Below are 18,511 nucleotides of genomic sequence, written 5' to 3'. Positions count from 1 at the left end.
TTCGCACTTTCTGGTCATCCGCTGCGTCACTGCCCCCATGTCCCTTCTGCGCGCCCTGTTGCTCTCGACGTTCTGCCTGTTTGTCGTCCCCCTGCATGCTCAATCACTGGACAGCCTGACGGGCACCCCGCCCGCCAGCGAAGGCGAAACGAAATCCGCACAACCCTCGCTGGACGAGCAGACCCGGCGCATGAGCGAGCAGACTGCGACCAGCGAAACCCGCCTGGCCGAACTGAAAGCGCAGCTGGCGCAGGCGCCGAAGGAAGTCACCGAGGCTCAGCGCGAGCTGGGGAAACTCAAGGCCAGCCCGGACGAAGACCCCGCCAAACGCTATGCCAGCCAGTCGGTGGAGGCACTCGAGCAGCGCCTGAGCGCGCGGGTCGAGGAGCTGTCCGAATGGCAGAAGCAGTTCAGTGCCGCCAACAGCATGATCATCAGCGCGCAGACCCGTCCCGAGCGCGCCCAGGCGCAGATCGGCACGGCACAGACGCGCATCCAGGAAATCAACAACCTGCTCAAGGGCGGACGCGAATCCGGCAAGCCGCTGAGCGAGGAACGTCGCGCGCTGCTGGAAGCGGAGATCGCCTCGCTCGGCGCGCAGATCGAACTGCGCCGCCAGGAACTGGCCGGCAACAGCCTGCTGCAGGACCTGGGCAAGGCCCGCCGCGACCTGCTGGCCGAGCGCATCGCCCGTGCCGAGCAGGACACCCAGGCCCTGCAAGGGCTGATCAACGAGAAGCGCCGTGCCGAATCGGAGCAGACCGTCGCCGAGTTCTCCGCGCGGGTGCAACAGGCCGGCTCGGACAAGCTGCTCGCCGCCGAAAGCGCCGAGAACCTCAAGCTGTCCGACTACCTGTTGCGGGCCACCGAGCGCCTCAACCGCCTCAACCAGCAGAACCTGCAGACCCGCCAGCAGCTCGATACCCTCAACCAAACCGACCAGGCGCTGGAAGAACAGATCGCCGTACTTGAAGGCAGCCTGCTGCTGTCGCGCATCCTCTACCAGCAGAAACAGGCGCTGCCGAGCCTGCAGCTGGACAAGGACCTCGCCGACGAAATCGCCGATATCCGTCTCTATCAGTTCGAGCTCAACCAGCGCCGTGAAGCCGCGGGCAATGCCGCCGCCTATGTCGACCAGTTGCTGGCCGAGCAGAAAGAGGAGGAAGTGACCCCCGAACTGCGTCGGACCCTGCTCGACCTGGCCACCACCCGCAGCGAGCTGCTCGACCGCCTCAACCGTGAGCTGGACGCGCTGCTCAACGCCTCGATCACCCTGCAGCTCAACCAGAAGCAGCTGCAGGACACCGCCAGCGCGCTTAGCAATACCCTCGACGAGCAGATGTTCTGGATTCCCAGCAACAAGCCGCTTGATTTGGACTGGCTGCAGGGTTCGGTTCGCCGACTCAAGGCGCAGCTCGCGGCGATGCCCTGGCTGTCCGCGGTGCAAGAGTTGGGTGCTGGACTGAAGGAACGCCCGCTGTTCTTTCTGCCGCTGCTGCTGCTGATCGCCGCGCTGCTCTGGTGGCGCAAGAAGATCGACGCCAAACTCAGTTCGCTGAGCGAGGAAATCGGCCATTTCCGCAACGACAGTCAGTTGCACACCCCGCTGGCGCTGCTGCTCAACCTGCTGCTGGCGCTGCCCGGCGCGATGTTCCTGGCCCTTTGCGGCTACCTGCTGCAGATGGACGCGCGCGGGCAGAACTACGTCCTCGGCGCCGCCCTGTACGAAATGGCCCAGGCCTGGCTGGTGTTCTACAGCGCCTACCGCATGCTCTCGCCAGGGCGCGTGGCCGAGCTGCACTTCGGCTGGTCGCGGCCGCAGGTGGCCTTCCTGCGTGACGAGATTCGCCGGCTGGGGCTGATCGTCATGGCCCTGGTTGCCGTGGTCAGCGTCGCCGAACATCAGCCGGCGCGGCTGGCCGACGACGTGCTCGGCATTCTCGTGGTGCTGACCTGCTTCGCCCTGATGAGCTGGCGTCTCAACCGCCTGCTGCTCAAGGGCCCGTCGAGCCAGAACGCCCCGCCGCTGCGCCTGATGATCGGCCTGCTGTTCAGCGTGCTGCCGATCGCGCTGATCGTCGCGGTGGGCTTTGGCTACTACTACACAGCGCTGAAGCTGACCGACCGCCTGATCGACACACTCTACCTGCTGATGATCTGGATCGTCGTCGAAGCGGCGCTGGTCCGCGGCCTCACCGTCGCGGCGCGGCGGCTGGCCTACAAGCGCGCCCTGGCCAAGCGCCAGGCGCAGGGCGACGATGGCAGCGACACGGTGGAAACCCAGGGCGAACCGGGGCTGGACATCGAACAGGTCAACCAGCAGTCGCTGCGCCTGACCCGCCTGACCATGTTCGGCGTGTTCCTCGTGGCGCTGTACTGGGTCTGGTCCGACCTGATCTCGGTGGTGTCCTACCTGGACAACATCACCCTGTACGAATACACCACCGGCAGCGGCGATGCCCTGACCACCGCGGCGATCAGCCTGAACAACCTGCTCGGCGCACTGCTGATCATCGCCATCACCGTGGCCCTGGCGCGCAACCTGCCCGGCCTGCTGGAAGTCATGGTGCTGTCCAAGCTGCGTCTGGCCCAGGGCAGCGCCTACGCCACCACCACGCTGCTGTCCTATGCGCTGGCCGGCTTCGGCATCGTCACCACGCTGTCCACTCTCGGCGTCAGCTGGGACAAGCTGCAGTGGCTGGTAGCCGCGCTCTCGGTGGGCCTGGGTTTCGGCTTGCAGGAAATCTTCGCCAACTTCATCTCCGGCCTGATCATCCTCTTCGAACGCCCGGTACGAATCGGCGACGTGGTGACCATCGGCAACCTGTCGGGCACGGTCAGCCGGATTCGCATCCGCGCCACCACCATCACGGACTTCGACCGCAAGGACATCATCGTCCCGAACAAGACCTTCATCACCGGTCAGCTGATCAACTGGTCGCTGAGCGACACCGTGACCCGCGTGACGGTCAAGGTCGGCGTGGGCTACGGCTCGGACCTGGAGCAGGTGAAGGCGCTGCTCTACAAGGCCGCTCAAGCCAACCCGCGCGTACTCAAGGACCCGGAGCCGCAGGTGTTCTTCCTCAACTTCGGCGAGAGCACGCTGGACCACGAACTACGCATCCACGTGCGTGATCTGGGCGACCGCAACCCGGCCACCGATGAGATCAACCGCTTCATCGACCGTGAATTCACCAAGGCCGGCATCAACATCGCCTTCCGCCAGGTCGATGTGTTCCTGAAGAACTTCGCCGGCCAGCAGCTGCAGCTCAGTGCCACGCCGAAGCCCGCCGACGACACGCCGAAGCCGGCGACCGACGATCGCGGCTGAGGAACGTCCGGGCACCGCGCACTCTCCAACGTCCAGAACGCCCGGCTGCGGCCGGGCACTCCTCGTCCGCCTGCCGCCGCCGGAGACATCTTGAAAAGCCTGACCCAGCTGACCTTCGACAACCGCTTCGCCCGTCTCGGCGATACCTTTTCCACCCAGGTATCGCCGCAGCCGCTGGAAGCGCCGCGCCTGGTGGTGGCAAGCGAGGCGGCGATGGCCCTGCTGGATCTCGACCCGACCGAAGCCGAGCAGCCGCTGTTCGCCGAACTGTTCTCCGGGCACAAGATCTGGTCCACCGCCGAGCCGCGCGCGATGGTCTATTCCGGCCACCAGTTCGGCAGTTATAACCCGCAGCTCGGCGACGGCCGAGGCCTGCTGCTCGGCGAGGTGGTGAACGAGGCCGGCGAGTACTGGGACCTGCACCTCAAGGGCGCCGGCAAGACGCCCTATTCGCGTATGGGCGATGGTCGCGCGGTGCTGCGCTCGTCGATCCGCGAATTCCTCGCCAGCGAGCACCTGCACGCCCTCGGCATCCCCAGTTCCCGCGCGCTGTGCGTCACCGGTTCGGACACCCTGGTCTACCGCGAACGCCCCGAGCGTGGCGCCATGCTGCTGCGCCTGGCGCCGAGCCACGTGCGTTTCGGCCACTTCGAGTTCTTCTACTACACCCGCCAGCACAGCGAACTGAAGCAGCTGTTCGAGCATGTCGTCGAGGCGCACTTCCCCGAACTGCTGGAACATCCCGAACCGTTCCACATGTTCTTCCGCACGGTGCTCGAACGCACCGCCGCGCTGATTGCCCGCTGGCAGGCCTACGGCTTCTGCCACGGGGTGATGAATACCGACAACATGTCGATCCTCGGCATCACCTTCGACTTCGGCCCCTACGCCTTCCTCGATGACTTCGATGCTCGCTTCATCTGCAACCACTCCGACGATACCGGCCGCTACTCCTTCGAGAATCAGGTGCCCATCGCCCACTGGAACCTGGCTGCGCTGGCCCAGGCGCTGACGCCCTTCGTCGAGGTCAAGGTGCTGCGCGAAACCATGGAGCTGTTCCTGCCGCTGTACGAGGCCGAATGGCTCGATCTGATGCGCCGCCGGCTGGGTTTCAGCCAGGCCGAGGATGGCGACGCCGAGCTGATCCGCCGCCTGCTGCAGTTGATGCAGGGCAGCGCGGTGGACTACACGCGCTTCTTCCGCGAACTCGGCGAGCGCCCGGCCGAACAGGCCGTGCAGCGGCTGCGCGAGGACTTCGTCGATCTGCAGGGCTTCGATGCCTGGGCGGCGGATTACTGTGCACGCACGGCCCTGGAGGGCGGCGATCCCGCCGCGCGGCAGGCGCGGATGCAGGCGGTCAATCCGAAGTACATCCTGCGCAACTACCTGGCACAGCAGGCCATCGAGGCGGCGGAAAAAGGCGATTACGCGCCGGTGCGCGAACTGCACGCCGTGCTCAGTCGACCGTTCGACGAGCAGCCCGGCATGCAGCGTTACGCCGAGCGCCCACCGGAATGGGGCAAGCATCTGGAAATTAGTTGTTCGTCCTGAGTGTGGTCCGCTGACCGGGCCAGCCGACAAGCTTCGGCTATTCGCCCAGAGGCAGCAGGACGCGGAACTGCGAGCCCTGCCCTTCCTCGCTCTGCACCTGGATGCGGCCGTTGTGGGCGCGGACGATCTGGTCGGCGATGAACAGGCCCAGACCCAGGCCAGCGCTGCCCTCGCTGCCCTCGGCGCGCTCGAACTGGCAGAAGATCCGCTCCAGGCTCTTTGGGCTGATGCCGATGCCGTGGTCGCGCACCTCGATGCAGGCGCCTTCTGTGCATGAGGTGACGCTGACCTGCACCGGCTTGCCGGCGCCGTAGCGCATGGCGTTGGTCAGCAGGTTGGCCAGCACCTGTTCGATGCGGAAGGCATCCCAGACGCCGGCGATCGGCTCGTTGCGCTCCAGCCGCAGCTCGCAACCGCAGGCTTCCATCTGCGCCGAGAAGTTCTCCACCACATTGCCGACCAGCTGGCTGAGGTCGGTGCGGCTCGGGCGAATCGATAGCTTGCCGGTACGAATGCGCGAAACGTCGAGCATGTCGTCGATCAGGCGGATCAGGCTCTGGATCTGCCGCTCGTCTTTGTCGACCATGTTGCGCAGCCGCTCTTCGCTAAAAGCAGTGAAGTTGTTGCGGCTGAGCTGCAGCTTGCGCAGCTGCACCTCTAGAATCAGGGTGTTTAACGGTGTTTTCAGCTCGTGCGAGACGATCGACATGAAATCGTCACGCATGCGCACCGCATCTTCCAGCTCGGCCTGGGTGCTGCGCAGCTCATCGAGCAACACTTCCTGCTCGCGACGGCTGCGCTCCAGCGCTTCCAGTTGTCGCGCCAGGCGCTTGCGACCTCGGTACAAATCGACGAATACGCTGACCTTGCTGCGCACCGCATGAGCATCGAGCGGCTTTTGCATGAAATCCACCGCGCCGCTCTCGTAGCCCTTGAAGGCATAGTTGAGCTCGCGACCGGCCGCGCTGACGAAGACGATGGGGATCTGCTTGGTGCGCTCGGTGCCGCGCATCAGCTCGGCCAGCTGGAAGCCGTCCATGCCCGGCATCTGCACATCGAGAATGGCCAGTGCGAACTCGTGACGCAGCAGCAGCTCCAGTGCCTGCTCGGCCGATTCGGCCTGATGAACCCGTATACCGGGCGCCTGCAACAGCGCGTCCAGAGCCAGCAGGTTCTCCGGCAGGTCATCGACGATCAGTAGATTTACCTCGTCGGTACGGTCGGGCATGGTCACTCCAGTTCTCGCAACAATCGGTGAATGTCGCGTAGGGGCAAGATGTAATCCGGCGCGAAGCGCCGCAGGGCGGCGCGAGGCATGGTTGGTACGGCCGCTTCGACGGGGTCCTGAATCACGGTCAACCCGCCGCCGCGGTGGATCGCCTCAAGGCCGGCGGCGCCATCCTCGTTGGCGCCGGTCAGCAGAACACCAGCGACCTGCGCGCCCCATGTATCGGCTGCCGACTCGAATAGCACGTCGATCGATGGACGGGAAAAATGCACCGCATCGTCCTGGCTCAGCGACAGGCTGCCGTCATTCTCGACCAACAAGTGATAACCGGGTGCGGCAAAGTACAGCATTCCGGAGTGCAGCTGGTCCTTGTCGTCCGCTTCCTTGGCCCTCAGCCGGGTTCTGCGCCCGAATATCTCGGCCAGATGGGTGGGCCCGCTGGCCGGTATGTGCTGGACCACTAGAATCGGTGGACGGTAACCGCTCGGCAGGCCTTCGAGCACCGTGCCGAGGGCCTCCAGCCCACCGGCGGACGCACCGATCACCACCGCCTCGATGGGCGGCTGGCGTCTCGCCTGAAGAAGCGCCTGCTCGGAGCTGCTCATAGCTTGCGGAAGATCCTTTCCGATTTATCGAACGGCTCGTAGTAATTGGCGTAGCCGGAAAACTCGACGGTTTCCTTGCTGCCGAGGCCGAGAAAGCCCCGATGGCAAAGCGATTCATGAAACAACCCGAAGGCACGATCCTGCAGCGGCTTGTTGAAATAGATCAGCACGTTGCGGCAGGAGATCAAATGCGTTTCGGAAAATACGCTATCGGTTGCCAGGCTATGGTCGGCAAACGTAACCGTTTCTTTCAACGATTTGTCCATGATCGCCGAGTCGTACGCGGCAGTGTAATAGTCGGAAAAACTGCGCGTGCCGCCGGCCTGCTGGTAGTTCGCCGTGTACTGGCGCAGGTGGTCGATGGCGAAGATGCCCTGGCGCGCCTGCTCCAGCGAACGCGGGTTGATGTCGGTGGCGTAGATGATCGAGCGCTCGAGCAGCCCCTCTTCCTTGAGCAGGATGGCCATCGAGTAGACCTCTTCGCCGGTGCTGCAGCCGGCGATCCAGATCTTCAGCGACGGATAGGTGCGCAGCACCGGCACCACCTGTTCCCGCAGCGCGCGGAAATAGCCGGGATCGCGGAACATCTCGCTGACCGGGATGGTGAGGTACTGCAGCAGGTCCATGAAGGCCTGCGGGTCATAGAGGATCTTGCGCTGCAAGGCCGAGATGCTCTCGCACTGCAACTGCTTCAACGCCAGCAATACCCGGCGCTTGAGCGAAGCGCCGGAGTAGTCACGGAAGTCATAGCTGTACTTGAGGTAGATCGCCTCGATCAGCAGCTTGAGTTCGATCTCGACGTTACGGTCGCCCATTTCACAGCAGCTCCACTTTCGGCAGCCAGACGCGGATCAGCGAAAACAGCCGGTCGAGGTCGATGGGTTTGGCCAGGTAATCATTGGCGCCCGAACGCAGGCAGCGGTCCTGATCATCCTTCATCGCCTTGGCGGTCACCGCGATGATCGGCAGCTTGGCGAAGCGGGCATCCTTGCGGATTTCCTGCATGGCGGTGAAGCCATCCATCTCCGGCATCATGATGTCCATCAGCACCAGGTCGATGCCGGCATCGTGCTGCAGCTTGTCGATGGCCTCCAGGCCGTTGCGGGCGATCTCCACCAGCGCGCCCTTCTGCTCCAGCGCGCTGGTCAGGGCGAAGACGTTGCGCACGTCGTCGTCCACCACCAGGATCTTGCGGCCCTCGAAGGCCTTCTCGCGGCTGCGCGCGCTTTTCAGCATCTTCTGCCGCTCCGGCGGCATGTCCGACTCGACCTTGTGCAGGAACAGCGTTACCTCGTCGAGCAGACGCTCCGGCGAGCGCGCTCCCTTGATGATGATCGAACGCGAGTACTTGAGCAGCGCCGCCTCCTCGTCGCGGGTCAGGTTGCGCCCGGTGTAGACGATCACCGGCGGGAAGGAGCAGATGTCCTCCTTGGCCATGCGTTCGAGCAGTTCACTGCCGTCCATGTCCGGCAGCTTGAGGTCGATGATCATGCAGTCGAACACCGTGTCGCGCAGCAGCTCCAGGGCCTGAGCACCGAACTCAACGGCGGTGATCTCGATGTCCACGTCCTCGATCAGCCGCGACATGCTCTCGCGTTGCAGGGCGTCGTCCTCGACCAGCAGGATGCGTTTGACCTTCTGCGCCAGCTTGGCCTCCAGCCGGCTGAAGACGTCCTTGAGTTCTTCGCGGGTGGTCGGCTTCATCGCGTAGCCCACCGCGCCCATCTGCAGGGCCGCTTCCTTGCGATCCTCCACCGATACCACATGCACCGGGATATGCCGGGTCGCGGGGTTTTCCTTGAGCCGTTCGAGCACCGTCAGGCCGGAGTGATCCGGCAGGCGCATGTCGAGCAGGATCGCGTCCGGCTTGTACTGCAGCGCGGTATCGAAACCATCGTCGGCGTTCTGCGCCAGCAGGCAGCTGTACTGCAGCTCATGCGCGAGATCGTGGAGGATGCGCGCGAACTGCGGCTCGTCCTCGATCACCAGCACGCAGCGCTCCTTGAACGGGAATCTGTCGCGGTCATCGGCCAGGCGCGCCTGCGGTACCGCGGCGGCACGATTGAGCAGCTCACGCTCGTCGGGACGCGCCGGTGCTGTGCTCGGTGCTGGCGCGAGTTTGCTGCTCGGCTCCGGCTGGCGGCTCGGTTGCGCCACTTCCGGCTCGGTGACGAGCGCTTCGCTGTAGTTCTGCGGCACGACCAGGGTAAAGGTGCTGCCGGCGCCCGGCTGGCTCTGCACTTCGATTTCTCCGCCGAGCAGATTGGCCAGCTCGCGGGAGATCGACAGGCCCAGGCCGGTGCCACCGTAACGGCGGTTGGTGGTGCCGTCGGCCTGGCGGAATGCCTCGAAGATCGCCGCCTGCTGCTCCTGGGCGATGCCGATGCCGGTGTCGCGCACGGCGAAGGCCAGCAGGTCGTCGTCGCGCGGTTCGACGCGCAGCGTCACCGAGCCTTTCTCGGTGAACTTGAAGGCATTGGCCAGCAGGTTCTTGATGATCTGCTCCAGGCGCTGGCGATCGCTGAACAGGCTGGCCGGCAGGTCATCGGCAAGCTCCACGCTGAACTGCAGGGATTTCTCCATGGCCAGCGGCAGGAACAGATTCTTCATGCCGTCGACCAGGCGGGTGAGGATGGTCAACTCGGGATGCACCTCGAGCTTGCCGGCTTCCACCTTGGAGATGTCGAGGATGTCGTTGATCAGGGTGAGCAGATCGTTGCCAGCCGAATAGATGGAGCGGGCGAACTGCACCTGATCGTCGCTGAGGTTGCCCTCGGGGTTGTCGGCCAGCAGCTTGGCCAGGATCAGCGAGCTGTTCAGTGGCGTGCGCAGCTCGTGGGACATGTTGGCAAGGAATTCGGACTTGTAGCGACTGGCGCGCTGCAACTCGTCAGCGCGCTGTTCGAGCATCAGCTGTACCTCGTTCAGGCGCTGATTCTTCTCGTCCATCTGGTCGCGCTGGCGGGCCAGCTCTTCGGTCTGCTCGGCCAGCTGTTCATTGGTTTGTTCCAGTTCGGCCTGTTGTTCTTCCATGTGCGCCTGGGATTCACGCAGGGCGTTGGATTGTTCTTCCAGTTCCTCGTTGGCGGCACGTAGCTCTTCCTGCTGCACCTGCAGCTCCTCGTTGAGCTGCTGGGTTTCGGCGAGCACCTTCTGCAGGCGCTGACGATAGCGCGCTGCCTCGATGGCCGAACCGATGCTGGGAACGATGCGCCGCAGCAGCTCGCTGTCCTGCTCGCGCAGCGGCCGCAGGAAGCCCAGCTCGATCACGCCGTTGAGCATGCCGCTGTCTTCCACCGGCACGATAAGCACCGAGCGCGGCGCCGTGTTGCCCAGTCCGGAGGTCACCTTGAGGTAGTCCGCGGGCAGGTCTTCGAGCGCCATTACCCGCCGCTCCAGCGCGGCCTGGCCGACCAGACCGTTGCCGATGTCCAGCGTGCGCGCACTCTGCAGATGATCGGGGTCGTAGGCATATTCGGCGACGCGCTGCAGCTTGCCATCCTGCACCACGTAGAGCGCGCCGACCGCCGCATCGATGTAGCGCGAAAGAAAATTCAGCACACCCTGGCCGAGCGCCGGCAGGGCCAGCTCGCCGATGATGGAGTCGCTGAGCTGGGTCTGCCCGGTGCGGTACCAGGCCTGCTGCTCAAGCGCCTCGGCATGCGCCTGCTGGCGCTGCAGCGACTGCGAGTAGCTCTCCGACAGCGAGGTCAGGTCACGACGACCGAGATAAACGAGCATGCCGCTAAAGATCAGGCTGAACAGCAGGAAGCCGCCGATCAGCGCGGTGGTGATCACTTCCGAAACGTCGGTGCGCTCGCTGCGCAGCTGACGCTCGCGGGCAATGAAGTCGTTGAGCAGGCGGCGCTGATCCTCCTTCAGCTCGAGCCCACGCTTGCTCTGCACCTCCTCAATAATCGACAGCCCCTGGCCGCGCTGGCCGATCAGATCCTCGGCAAAGACCAGCCATTGGCTGTGCAGCATGGCGATACGCTCGATGCGTTCGAGCTGCTCGGCGTCCTCGGCAGAGTAGTCGCGCATCAGTTCCAGCTGCTCTTCGAACAGCGGCAACTCGCGCTTGTAGGGATCGAGAAAGCGCGTCTCGCCGGCGATCAGATAGCCGCGCATCGACGACTCGATGTCGTTGAGCATCTTCTGTGCCTCGTGGGCGTAGGCCACGCCCTGAACCGAACGCTCGACCCATTGGCTCACGCTCAGCAGGTAATACACGATGGCGCTGAAGAAGAAGGCGCTGAGAAAGCCGAACCCCAGTGGCACGGCCACGTTGCGGTTGAGTATTCGCCTGAAATTGCTCTGATCGATGAAGGACTCGCTCATTGGTTTCCTTTCCGTATACCTGGCGCGGGCGGCTGAGCGCTGGCGTCACCCACGGGCGATCGCGCTCGGTTAGCGGCGTTTTCTTGAGTGTTTCGCGCGTGATTGGTTCCGTAGCGCAGGAAGCGCGACTCTACACGGCCAGGGGAAGGAGTTCAAAAGCAGCCCGGTCGAGCCGGGCCGCTGACGATCAACGGCGAGCGATGATCCAGACCGCGTGGATGATGCCGGGGATATAGCCGAGCAAGGTGAGCAGGATGTTGAGCCAGAACGCGCCGGCGAAGCCTACCTGGAGGAACACGCCAAGCGGTGGCAGCAGTATCGCGATAATGATGCGGATGAGGTCCATCATGGTCTCCGTCAGGTAAGTGTGGCCATATGCGGCTTACCTGAATCGACCGGAACAGCGCAGAGGGGTTCCTTCCACGCTGCTGGCGGAGCGCCGCTGCCGAGGGGCAGCGGGCTGAAGTCCGAGGGCGACCGGATAAGCCGCCGAGGGCATCGGTTAGATGCACGGAGGGGGGAGACGCAGCCCGTCTTTCACGTGGGCATCGTTGCGTCATGCCGCTTCGCCTTTTGAGCCAAGGGGCGGCGCCGAGCGTATCGCTTAGCCTGCTAACAATCCCAGACGAAAGGCGTAGACGCCATTGGCCATTGGTCGATAGCCGCGTATTTCGCTCGGGCTCATCCGAACTCCCCCCTGCCCGCACGGGTCGTCTAAGCAGACCGCGGGCCGCCGAGCGCGACCGCCAACTGCAACGATCAGAGGACTTCTCATGCCAGAACCAATCGCGGTGATCTGCGGCGCAACTGCTGGCGTCGGCCGCGCGACCGCCGAGGCCTTTGCCACGGCCGGCTACCGGGTGGCGCTGATCGCCCGGGGGGAACAGGGCCTGCGCGACACCCGCGATCAACTCGAAGCACTGGGCGCGACGGTGATGGCGATTTCCGCCGATGTCGCCGATGCCAAGGCGCTGGATGCCGCGGCCAGCCGCATCGAGTCGGAACTGGGGCCGATCGATGTCTGGGTGAACGCGGCGATGGCGACAGTGTTCGGCCCCTTCGCGTCTCTGACCGCCGAGGAAATCCGCCGCGTCACCGAGGTGACCTACCTCGGCAGCGTGCACGGCACGCTGGCTGCGCTGCGCCACATGCGCCCACGCAACAGCGGTACCATCGTCCAGGTCGGCTCGGCACTGGCCTACCGCGCCATCCCCTTGCAGTCGGCTTATTGCGGCGCCAAGTTCGCCATTCGCGGCTTTATCGATTCGCTGCGTTGCGAGCTGATCCACGACAACAGCGCCATTCGCCTGAGCATGGTTCAGCTGCCGGCGCACAACACCCCGCAGTTCGATTGGGCACGCAACAAGATCGGCTGGCGCGCGCAGCCGGTGCCGCCGATCCACACACCGGAAGTCGCGGCGCGGGCCATCCTCCGTGCAGCGCGTGACGCACCCCGGGAGCTATGGGTCGGCACCGCAAGCCTGAAGGCGATCATCGGCACGCTGTTCATGCCCGGCCTGCTCGATCGCATGCTCGCGCGGCAAGCCTGGGACGGACAGCTGGTGCCCGAACGCGTGCCGGAAAATCGCCCGGACAACCTGTTCGAGCCAGTCGAGGGCCTGCATTCGACCAACGGTCGCTTCGGCGATCAGGCGCAGTCACACGCGCTGACCATCAGTGCGGCGAATGTCGGCAAGCTGGCCCTGGGCGCCGGCGCCCTGCTGGCGCTGGGTGCGGGCTGGGCATTGGGCCGACGCCGGCGCTAGCGTTCAGGCGGCCTCGGCGAACGCTTGCGACGGATGTTGATCCATGACAGCACAGCCAGCGCCAGCATCGCGCCGGTCATGTTGTAGTTGCCGATGGCCGCATAGCCGATGGCCGCCAGCGAGCAGGCGGCGAACCCCACCCATCGCACCGCGCCCATCATCTTCTCCACGGTCTTATTGCGCGGTGCGGGCATCAGCGCAGCCCATCCTTGCGGCTTCTCGATACGGGCGCGGAGCGCTTGTCGGGGCAAGGAATCATCGGCATATCTCCTCGTTCTGCAGGCGACGGACAACCATCCCTCTGCACCTGTGAGGTGTTAACACCGAGCAGAGTTCAGCGATTGCGCCGCACCGCGACACACTCGCGCAGCAATCGGCGCGCGGTCAGCCGTCGTCTACGCTGAAAAATGACAGGCAATACCTGCACTGCCCGAGGAGAGCGCCATGCTCCACTCCATGCGCCTGCTGCCCCGATCGCTGATCTTGCTGCTGTTGCTGGCCGGCCCCGTGCTGGCTGCGGCGCCGGTCACGCTGCTGCGGGTCGACGGCGTCATCGGTCCGGCCAGCGCTGACTATCTGCTGCGCGGCCTCGAACATGCGCGCGACGAGGGCGCGCAGCTGGTGATGCTGGAATTGGACACCCCCGGCGGGCTGGACACGTCCATGCGCGCGATCATCAAGGCGATCCTCGCCAGCCCGATTCCGGTCGCCACCTACGTCACCCCCAGCGGCGCCCGCGCCGCCAGTGCCGGCACCTACATGCTCTACGCCAGCCATGTCGCGGCGATGACACCGGGCACCAACCTTGGCGCAGCGACGCCAGTGCAGATCGGCGGCATGCCCGGCGCACCGCCCGAGCGGCCGCAAGGCGAGCGGGACGAGCGAACCAAGGCACCCGGCGATGCCATGAGCCGCAAGCAGGTCAACGACGCCGCCGCCTATATCCGCGGCCTCGCCCAGTTGCGCGAGCGCAATGCCGAGTGGGCCGAGCAGGCGGTGCGCGAGGCGGTCAGCCTGTCGGCAAGCGAAGCGCTGGAGCAGAAGGTGATCGACTACCTGGCGCGCGATGTCGCCAATCTGCTGCGCCAGCTCGACGGCAAGACCCTCGCAACGGCGGAGGGTGATGTCACGCTGAGCACCGCCAACGCCGCAATCATCGAACACGCGCCGGACTGGCGGGTGCGCCTGCTGGCGGTGATCACCAACCCCAGCGTGGCGCTGATCCTGATGATGATCGGCATCTACGGACTGATCCTCGAATTCTCCAACCCCGGCATCGGCGCCGGCGGCGTGCTCGGCGGCATCTGCCTGATCCTCGCGTTGTATTCGCTGCAGCTGCTGCCGGTGAACTACGCCGGCGTGGCGCTGATCCTGCTCGGCATCGCGTTCATGGTCGCCGAAGCCTTTTTGCCGAGCTTCGGCGTGCTCGGTATCGGCGGGGTCGCCGCGTTCGTCGCCGGCGCAGTGATCCTCATCGATACCGAGGTGCCGGGTTTCGGCATTCCGCTGACCCTGATCGTGCCGCTGGGCCTGGTCAGCGCGCTGCTGGTATTCGGCATCGTCGCCATGGCGCTGAAGGCGCGACGGCAGCGACTGATCGGTGGCGACAACGAGCTGATCGGCAGCCTGGCGCCGGTCACCTCGGTCTCGGCGCAGGACTCCCACAGCGGCTGGCTGCACCTGCAGGGCGAGAACTGGCAGGTGCACAGCACCTCACCGCTGCAGGTCGGCCAGCAGGTACGGGTGATCGCCCGGCACGGGCTGCAACTGGAGGTTACCGCACAGCCATCCACCCATCGAGAGGAGCTGAACCATGGGCTATGAAATGAGTTTTCTGGTGTTGCTGGTGCTGCTGTTCGGCCTGCTGGCTTCGACCTTTCGCATCCTGCGCGAATACGAACGCGGCGTGGTGTTCATGCTCGGCCGCTTCTGGAAGGTCAAGGGACCAGGGTTGATCCTGGTGATTCCTGGCATCCAGCAGATGGTACGGGTCGATCTGCGCACACTGGTACTCGACGTGCCGACCCAGGACGTGATCTCCCGCGACAACGTCTCGGTGAAGGTCAACGCGGTGGTGTATTACCGCGTGCTGGATGCGCAAAAGGCGATCATCGAGGTCGAGGACTACCACTCGGCCACCAGCCAGCTGGCGCAAACCACCCTGCGTGCGGTGCTCGGCAAGCACGAACTGGACGACATGCTGGCCGAGCGCGAGCGGCTCAACAGCGATATCCAGCAGGTACTGGATGCGCAGACCGACGCCTGGGGGATCAAAGTGGCCAACGTCGAGATCAAGCACGTCGACCTCGATGAATCGATGATCCGCGCCATCGCCCGGCAGGCCGAGGCGGAACGCGAGCGGCGGGCCAAGGTCATTCATGCAGAGGGCGAACTGCAGGCGTCGGAGAAACTGATGCAGGCCGCCGAGATGCTCGGCCGGCAATCGGGCGCCATGCAGCTGCGCTACATGCAGACACTGAGCAACATCGCCGGTGACAAGAGCTCTACCATCGTCTTTCCGCTGCCCATCGAGCTGCTGCAGGGCATCAAGAACCTCGACAGGAAACCCTGAGTGCACATCTTCCCCACGTTTCATCGACCGCTGCGCCTGCTGCTGATCACCTTGCTTGCCTCGGCGCTGGGCGCCTGCGCGGCATTTTCACCGCGCGACCCGCTCAATGTTCAGGTCGCCGGCATCCAGCCGCTGCAAGGCGAAGGGCTGGAGGTGCGCTTCCTGGTCAAGCTGCGCCTGCAGAACCCCAACGATGGCGCCATCGACTACAACGGCGTCGCGCTGGACCTTGAGGTCAATGGTCGCCGGCTGGCCAGCGGCGTCAGCGACCAGCGCGGCACGGTGCCGCGTTTTGGCGAGAGCGTACTCAGCGTGCCGGTAACCATTTCCGCCTTCTCGGCCGCGCGCCAGGCGCTGGGGCTGGCGGAGCACATCGGTCTCGATGAAGTGCCCTACGTGTTGCGTGGCAAGCTCGCCGGTGGCCTGTTCGGCACCCAGCGCTTCGTCGAGAAGGGCACATTCGACTTGTCGCCGGTAACAGGCTCTCCCTACCAGCGCCCCTGAGTCATACGATCACCATGAGGATTCCCTAGGCGCTGTGCGAGCGGCGCCTGTGCTTCCTCGACGCGCTAAAAATCTCCTCCTATCGCCTCGAATTCGGCTTATAGCCTGAAATAGCGGTGTGTGCATGCGGGACACCTTCGACTTTCAGCGACATTGACAACGACGTGCTCATGGTCATAATCCCTGCAGTCATATGACAACTGATGTCATTAGACTTGCCGATCAGGCATAGACCACCGCCCCCACGGTGGCCACACCGGGGCGGCCCATCAAGCAAGGGAGCACAACAATAATGACCCCACGCACACCCTCGTCCGTCGCACTGTTCGCGGGCGGCTGCATGACCCTCGCATCGCTCGGCTTCACTGCCGGCGCCCAAGCCGAAGGCTTTGTCGAAGATGCGAACTTTTCGCTGAACCTGCGCAACTTCTACATCAACCGCAATTTCGTCGACTCCGACTACCCACAGAGCAAGGGCGAAGAGTGGACGCAGAGCTTCATCCTCAATTTCCAATCCGGCTACACGCCCGGCCCGGTGGGCTTCGGCGTCGACGCGCTGGGCCTGCTGGCGGTCAAGCTGGATGGCGGTGGCGGTACCTATGGCACTGGCCTGCTGCCGGTGCATGGCGCACCCGGCGACCGGCATCCGCCGGATGACTTCGCGCGCCTGGCAGTCGCGGCGAAGGCCAAGTTCTCCGAAACCGAGGTGCGCGTCGGTGAATGGATGGTGGTACTGCCGATCCTGCGTTCGGACGACGGTCGCTCGCTGCCGCAGACCTTCCAGGGCGGCATGATCACCTCCAAGGAAATCAAGGGTCTGTCGCTCTACGGCGGGCAGATGCGGCAGAACAGCCCGCGCGACGACGGCAGCATGGACGACATGTTCTACGGCGGCGCGAGTTCCGACCGCTTCAACTTCGTCGGTGGCGAATACGAGTTGGGCGCGAAGACCAAGGTCGGCGCCTGGCATGCGCGTCTGGAAGATATCTACCAGCAGAACTACTTCCAGCTGCTGCACACCCAGCCGCTCGGCGAAGGCGTGGCGCTGACCGCCAACCTTGGCTACTTCACCGGCAAGGAAGAAGGCAGCGCGCTGGCCGGCGATCTGGACAACAAGACCTACTCCGGCCTGTTCGGCCTGCAGGTCGGTGGCAACACCTTCTACGTCGGTCTGCAGAAGGTCAGCGGCGACAACGGCTGGATGCGCGTCAACGGCACCAGCGGTGGCACCCTCGCCAACGACTCGTTCAACTCCGCGTACGACAACGCCAACGAGCGTTCCTGGCAGCTGCGCCACGACTACAACTTCGCCGGCATGGGCGTTCCGGGGCTGACCATCATGAACCGCTACATCAGCGGCGATCAGATCGAAGCCGGTGGCGTGGACGATGGCAAGGAATGGGGTCGCGAGTCCGAGCTGGCCTACACGGTGCAGAGCGGGCTGTTCAAGAGCCTCAACATCAAGTGGCGCAACTCCAGCATCCGTCGCGACTACAGCGCGACCGAGTTCGACGAGAACCGCCTGATCTTCAACTACCCGTTGTCTCTGCTGTAAGCGGTAGCGCAGTACGCAACCCTCCTCGCTCCGGTTGCGATAAATCTTTGGCCCGTCGAATGACGGGCCTTTTTTCGTCCGCCTTCAGCAACGCGTGACGCGCAGGCGGCAGCGGCGCTCCAGCCGCTCGCCCGGCTGCAGATACAAAACGCCATGCCTGGCCGGGTCCGGCGCATTCAACGCGTTGTTGCGATGGGACACCGGCTCCACGGCGAAGAAGCCCTGCGCGGCCGGCGGCGTATAGACCACCAGATGCGTCATCGACGGGTCCGCCTCAAGCTCAAGCCGGACGCCTGCCGTCGGCCACTGCAAGGTTGCCGTGGCATCCCAACCGGCGAAGCAGTGATCCAGCTCGGGCTCGCCCAGCTCCCGCGTCTGACGGAAGTCCCAGCGTGACGGTACATCCACCGCCTCGCTCGGCAACTGCTGATCGTCACTCAGCCAGACCTGCTCGGCAGCGAAACGCAGCGTCACGCCTGCATGGCGCGGGAAGTACGGGTGCCAGCCGAGCCCGGCCGGTATCACCCGCTCGCTGCGGTTAATCAGCGCCAGCCACAGCCAGGCGCCCTGCTCGTCGAGCCCGAGCTCATGCTCCAGCTCGAAGGAGAACGGCCAGTCCTGCCGGGCATCGCCTTCGGCCCGATGCAGCAGTGTCAGCAGCAGTCGGTCGACCTCCTGCGCAGCCAGTGTCCACGACCGCTTCCAGCCCACGCCGTGAATCGGCAAGGCATGCTCCGCGGAATTCAGCCGCAAGCGGTGGGACTCGCCGTCCGTCTGGAACATGCCGCCACCAACCCGGTTGGAGTACGGCGCCAGCACGAAACAACTGGTACGACGCACCTGCTCGCTGCCATCCCAGGGGCGTAGCAGGTCGAAATTATCCAGGGCGAAACGGGTAATTGCGCCGCCCAGCGCCGGGCAGACCGAGAGCCGGAAACCGGCGTGTGCGAGGTGCACTTCATCGAGGGAAGCCATGCGCGCTCCTGATGGTGGCCGCTCAGCGATGGAGCGACGTTGCTTGCGAATGAGGCTGCGATCTCTCGCGTAGACCAACTGCCGCC

General features: G+C 64.7%; 14 protein-coding genes. 7 read left to right on the top strand and 7 right to left on the bottom strand.

The genetic code is table 11. The features are described from left to right. The first annotated feature begins 37 nt into the window (after positions 1 to 37). Both mscK and selO read left to right on the top strand, forming a co-directional pair. Positions 38 to 3,331 (top strand): mechanosensitive channel MscK, encoded by a 3,294-nt coding sequence (mscK, locus tag BM275_RS10155; RefSeq protein WP_090520946.1) that lies wholly within the window; start codon positions 38 to 40, stop codon positions 3,329 to 3,331. A 90-nt stretch (positions 3,332 to 3,421) separates the two neighbouring features. Continuing rightward, on the top strand, positions 3,422 to 4,882 hold the full coding sequence (gene selO / locus BM275_RS10150; protein ID WP_090520945.1) for a protein adenylyltransferase SelO: 1,461 nt from the start codon (positions 3,422 to 3,424) through the stop codon (positions 4,880 to 4,882). Between the two features lie 37 nt (positions 4,883 to 4,919). Here the strand turns inward: selO and BM275_RS10145 are convergent, their stop codons facing one another. From BM275_RS10145 to BM275_RS10125, 5 genes are all read right to left on the bottom strand, one after another. Continuing rightward, on the bottom strand, positions 4,920 to 6,110 hold the full coding sequence (locus BM275_RS10145; RefSeq protein WP_090520943.1) for a hybrid sensor histidine kinase/response regulator: 1,191 nt from the start codon (positions 6,108 to 6,110) through the stop codon (positions 4,920 to 4,922). Between the two features lie 2 nt (positions 6,111 to 6,112). Continuing rightward, on the bottom strand, positions 6,113 to 6,715 hold the full coding sequence (locus tag BM275_RS10140) for a chemotaxis protein CheB (protein WP_090520942.1): 603 nt from the start codon (positions 6,713 to 6,715) through the stop codon (positions 6,113 to 6,115). Further along, complete coding sequence (locus tag BM275_RS10135) at positions 6,712 to 7,530, bottom strand: CheR family methyltransferase (RefSeq protein ID WP_046617589.1); 819 nt, start codon at positions 7,528 to 7,530, stop codon at positions 6,712 to 6,714. Before BM275_RS10135 ends, BM275_RS10140 begins: the two co-directional genes overlap by 4 nt. A 1-nt stretch (position 7,531) precedes the next feature. Continuing rightward, the gene (locus BM275_RS10130) at positions 7,532 to 11,053 is read right to left on the bottom strand and encodes a response regulator (protein WP_090520939.1); all 3,522 of its coding nucleotides are present in this window, start codon (positions 11,051 to 11,053) and stop codon (positions 7,532 to 7,534) included. A 187-nt stretch (positions 11,054 to 11,240) separates the two neighbouring features. Continuing rightward, positions 11,241 to 11,399 (bottom strand): YqaE/Pmp3 family membrane protein, encoded by a 159-nt coding sequence (locus BM275_RS10125; RefSeq protein WP_003282625.1) that lies wholly within the window; start codon positions 11,397 to 11,399, stop codon positions 11,241 to 11,243. Positions 11,400 to 11,826: 427 nt separating this feature from the next. Here BM275_RS10125 and BM275_RS10120 point away from each other — a divergent pair, with 427 nt between their 5' ends. Continuing rightward, entirely contained in the window at positions 11,827 to 12,819 is a 993-nt protein-coding gene (locus BM275_RS10120; RefSeq protein WP_090520937.1) for an SDR family oxidoreductase, read from the top strand. On the opposite strand, the gene BM275_RS10115 is transcribed toward BM275_RS10120, so the two are convergent. Next, positions 12,816 to 13,013, bottom strand: coding sequence for a hypothetical protein (locus BM275_RS10115; protein WP_090520935.1), 198 nt, complete (start codon positions 13,011 to 13,013; stop codon positions 12,816 to 12,818). The two genes, BM275_RS10120 and BM275_RS10115, sit on opposite strands and share 4 nt — an antisense overlap. A 250-nt stretch (positions 13,014 to 13,263) precedes the next feature. Between BM275_RS10115 and BM275_RS10110 the strand changes: the two genes are divergently transcribed. The 4 genes from BM275_RS10110 to BM275_RS10095 all read left to right on the top strand — a co-directional run bounded on the left by BM275_RS10110 (position 13,264) and on the right by BM275_RS10095 (position 17,450). Continuing rightward, a complete protein-coding gene (locus BM275_RS10110) occupies positions 13,264 to 14,643 on the top strand; it encodes an NfeD family protein (RefSeq protein WP_090520932.1) in 1,380 nt (459 codons plus the stop codon). After that, a complete protein-coding gene (locus BM275_RS10105; RefSeq protein WP_041015830.1) occupies positions 14,633 to 15,391 on the top strand; it encodes a slipin family protein in 759 nt (252 codons plus the stop codon). The genes BM275_RS10110 and BM275_RS10105 overlap by 11 nt, the downstream gene beginning before the upstream one ends. Further along, positions 15,392 to 15,895 carry an LEA/WHy family protein gene (locus BM275_RS10100; protein WP_014818839.1) on the top strand — a complete coding sequence of 168 codons (504 nt, stop codon included), beginning with the start codon at positions 15,392 to 15,394 and terminating at the stop codon, positions 15,893 to 15,895. It begins immediately after the preceding gene. Positions 15,896 to 16,187: 292 nt separating this feature from the next. Then, positions 16,188 to 17,450, top strand: a complete 1,263-nt coding sequence (locus BM275_RS10095) for an OprD family porin (RefSeq protein WP_090520928.1) — start codon at positions 16,188 to 16,190, stop codon at positions 17,448 to 17,450. Positions 17,451 to 17,534: 84 nt separating this feature from the next. On the opposite strand, the gene BM275_RS10090 is transcribed toward BM275_RS10095, so the two are convergent. Continuing rightward, positions 17,535 to 18,425: an aldose 1-epimerase gene (locus BM275_RS10090; protein ID WP_090520926.1), complete on the bottom strand. Its 891-nt coding sequence runs from the start codon at positions 18,423 to 18,425 to the stop codon at positions 17,535 to 17,537. Between the last annotated feature and the right edge of the window lie 86 nt (positions 18,426 to 18,511).

Source organism: Stutzerimonas kunmingensis (assembly GCF_900114065.1).
In the GTDB taxonomy this organism is placed as follows: domain Bacteria; phylum Pseudomonadota; class Gammaproteobacteria; order Pseudomonadales; family Pseudomonadaceae; genus Stutzerimonas; species Stutzerimonas kunmingensis.
The sequence above is the reverse complement of the archived record's forward strand: the minus strand, read 5'-3'. Positions and strand labels throughout refer to the sequence as shown.

Excerpts from the sequence above, each read along its gene's own strand:
- BM275_RS10105 (WP_041015830.1), top strand. The coding sequence starts at position 14,633 with ATGGGCTATGAAATGAGTTTTCTGGTGTTGCTGGTGCTGCTGTTCGGC.
- BM275_RS10130 (WP_090520939.1), bottom strand. The coding sequence starts at position 11,053 with ATGAGCGAGTCCTTCATCGATCAGAGCAATTTCAGGCGAATACTCAAC.
- BM275_RS10115 (WP_090520935.1), bottom strand. The coding sequence starts at position 13,013 with ATGCCCGCACCGCGCAATAAGACCGTGGAGAAGATGATGGGCGCGGTG.
- BM275_RS10110 (WP_090520932.1), top strand. The coding sequence starts at position 13,264 with ATGCTCCACTCCATGCGCCTGCTGCCCCGATCGCTGATCTTGCTGCTG.
- BM275_RS10120 (WP_090520937.1), top strand. The coding sequence starts at position 11,827 with ATGCCAGAACCAATCGCGGTGATCTGCGGCGCAACTGCTGGCGTCGGC.
- BM275_RS10140 (WP_090520942.1), bottom strand. The coding sequence starts at position 6,715 with ATGAGCAGCTCCGAGCAGGCGCTTCTTCAGGCGAGACGCCAGCCGCCC.
- mscK (WP_090520946.1), top strand. The coding sequence starts at position 38 with ATGTCCCTTCTGCGCGCCCTGTTGCTCTCGACGTTCTGCCTGTTTGTC.
- BM275_RS10135 (WP_046617589.1), bottom strand. The coding sequence starts at position 7,530 with ATGGGCGACCGTAACGTCGAGATCGAACTCAAGCTGCTGATCGAGGCG.
- BM275_RS10095 (WP_090520928.1), top strand. The coding sequence starts at position 16,188 with ATGACCCCACGCACACCCTCGTCCGTCGCACTGTTCGCGGGCGGCTGC.
- BM275_RS10145 (WP_090520943.1), bottom strand. The coding sequence starts at position 6,110 with ATGCCCGACCGTACCGACGAGGTAAATCTACTGATCGTCGATGACCTG.
- BM275_RS10125 (WP_003282625.1), bottom strand. The coding sequence starts at position 11,399 with ATGGACCTCATCCGCATCATTATCGCGATACTGCTGCCACCGCTTGGC.
- BM275_RS10090 (WP_090520926.1), bottom strand. The coding sequence starts at position 18,425 with ATGGCTTCCCTCGATGAAGTGCACCTCGCACACGCCGGTTTCCGGCTC.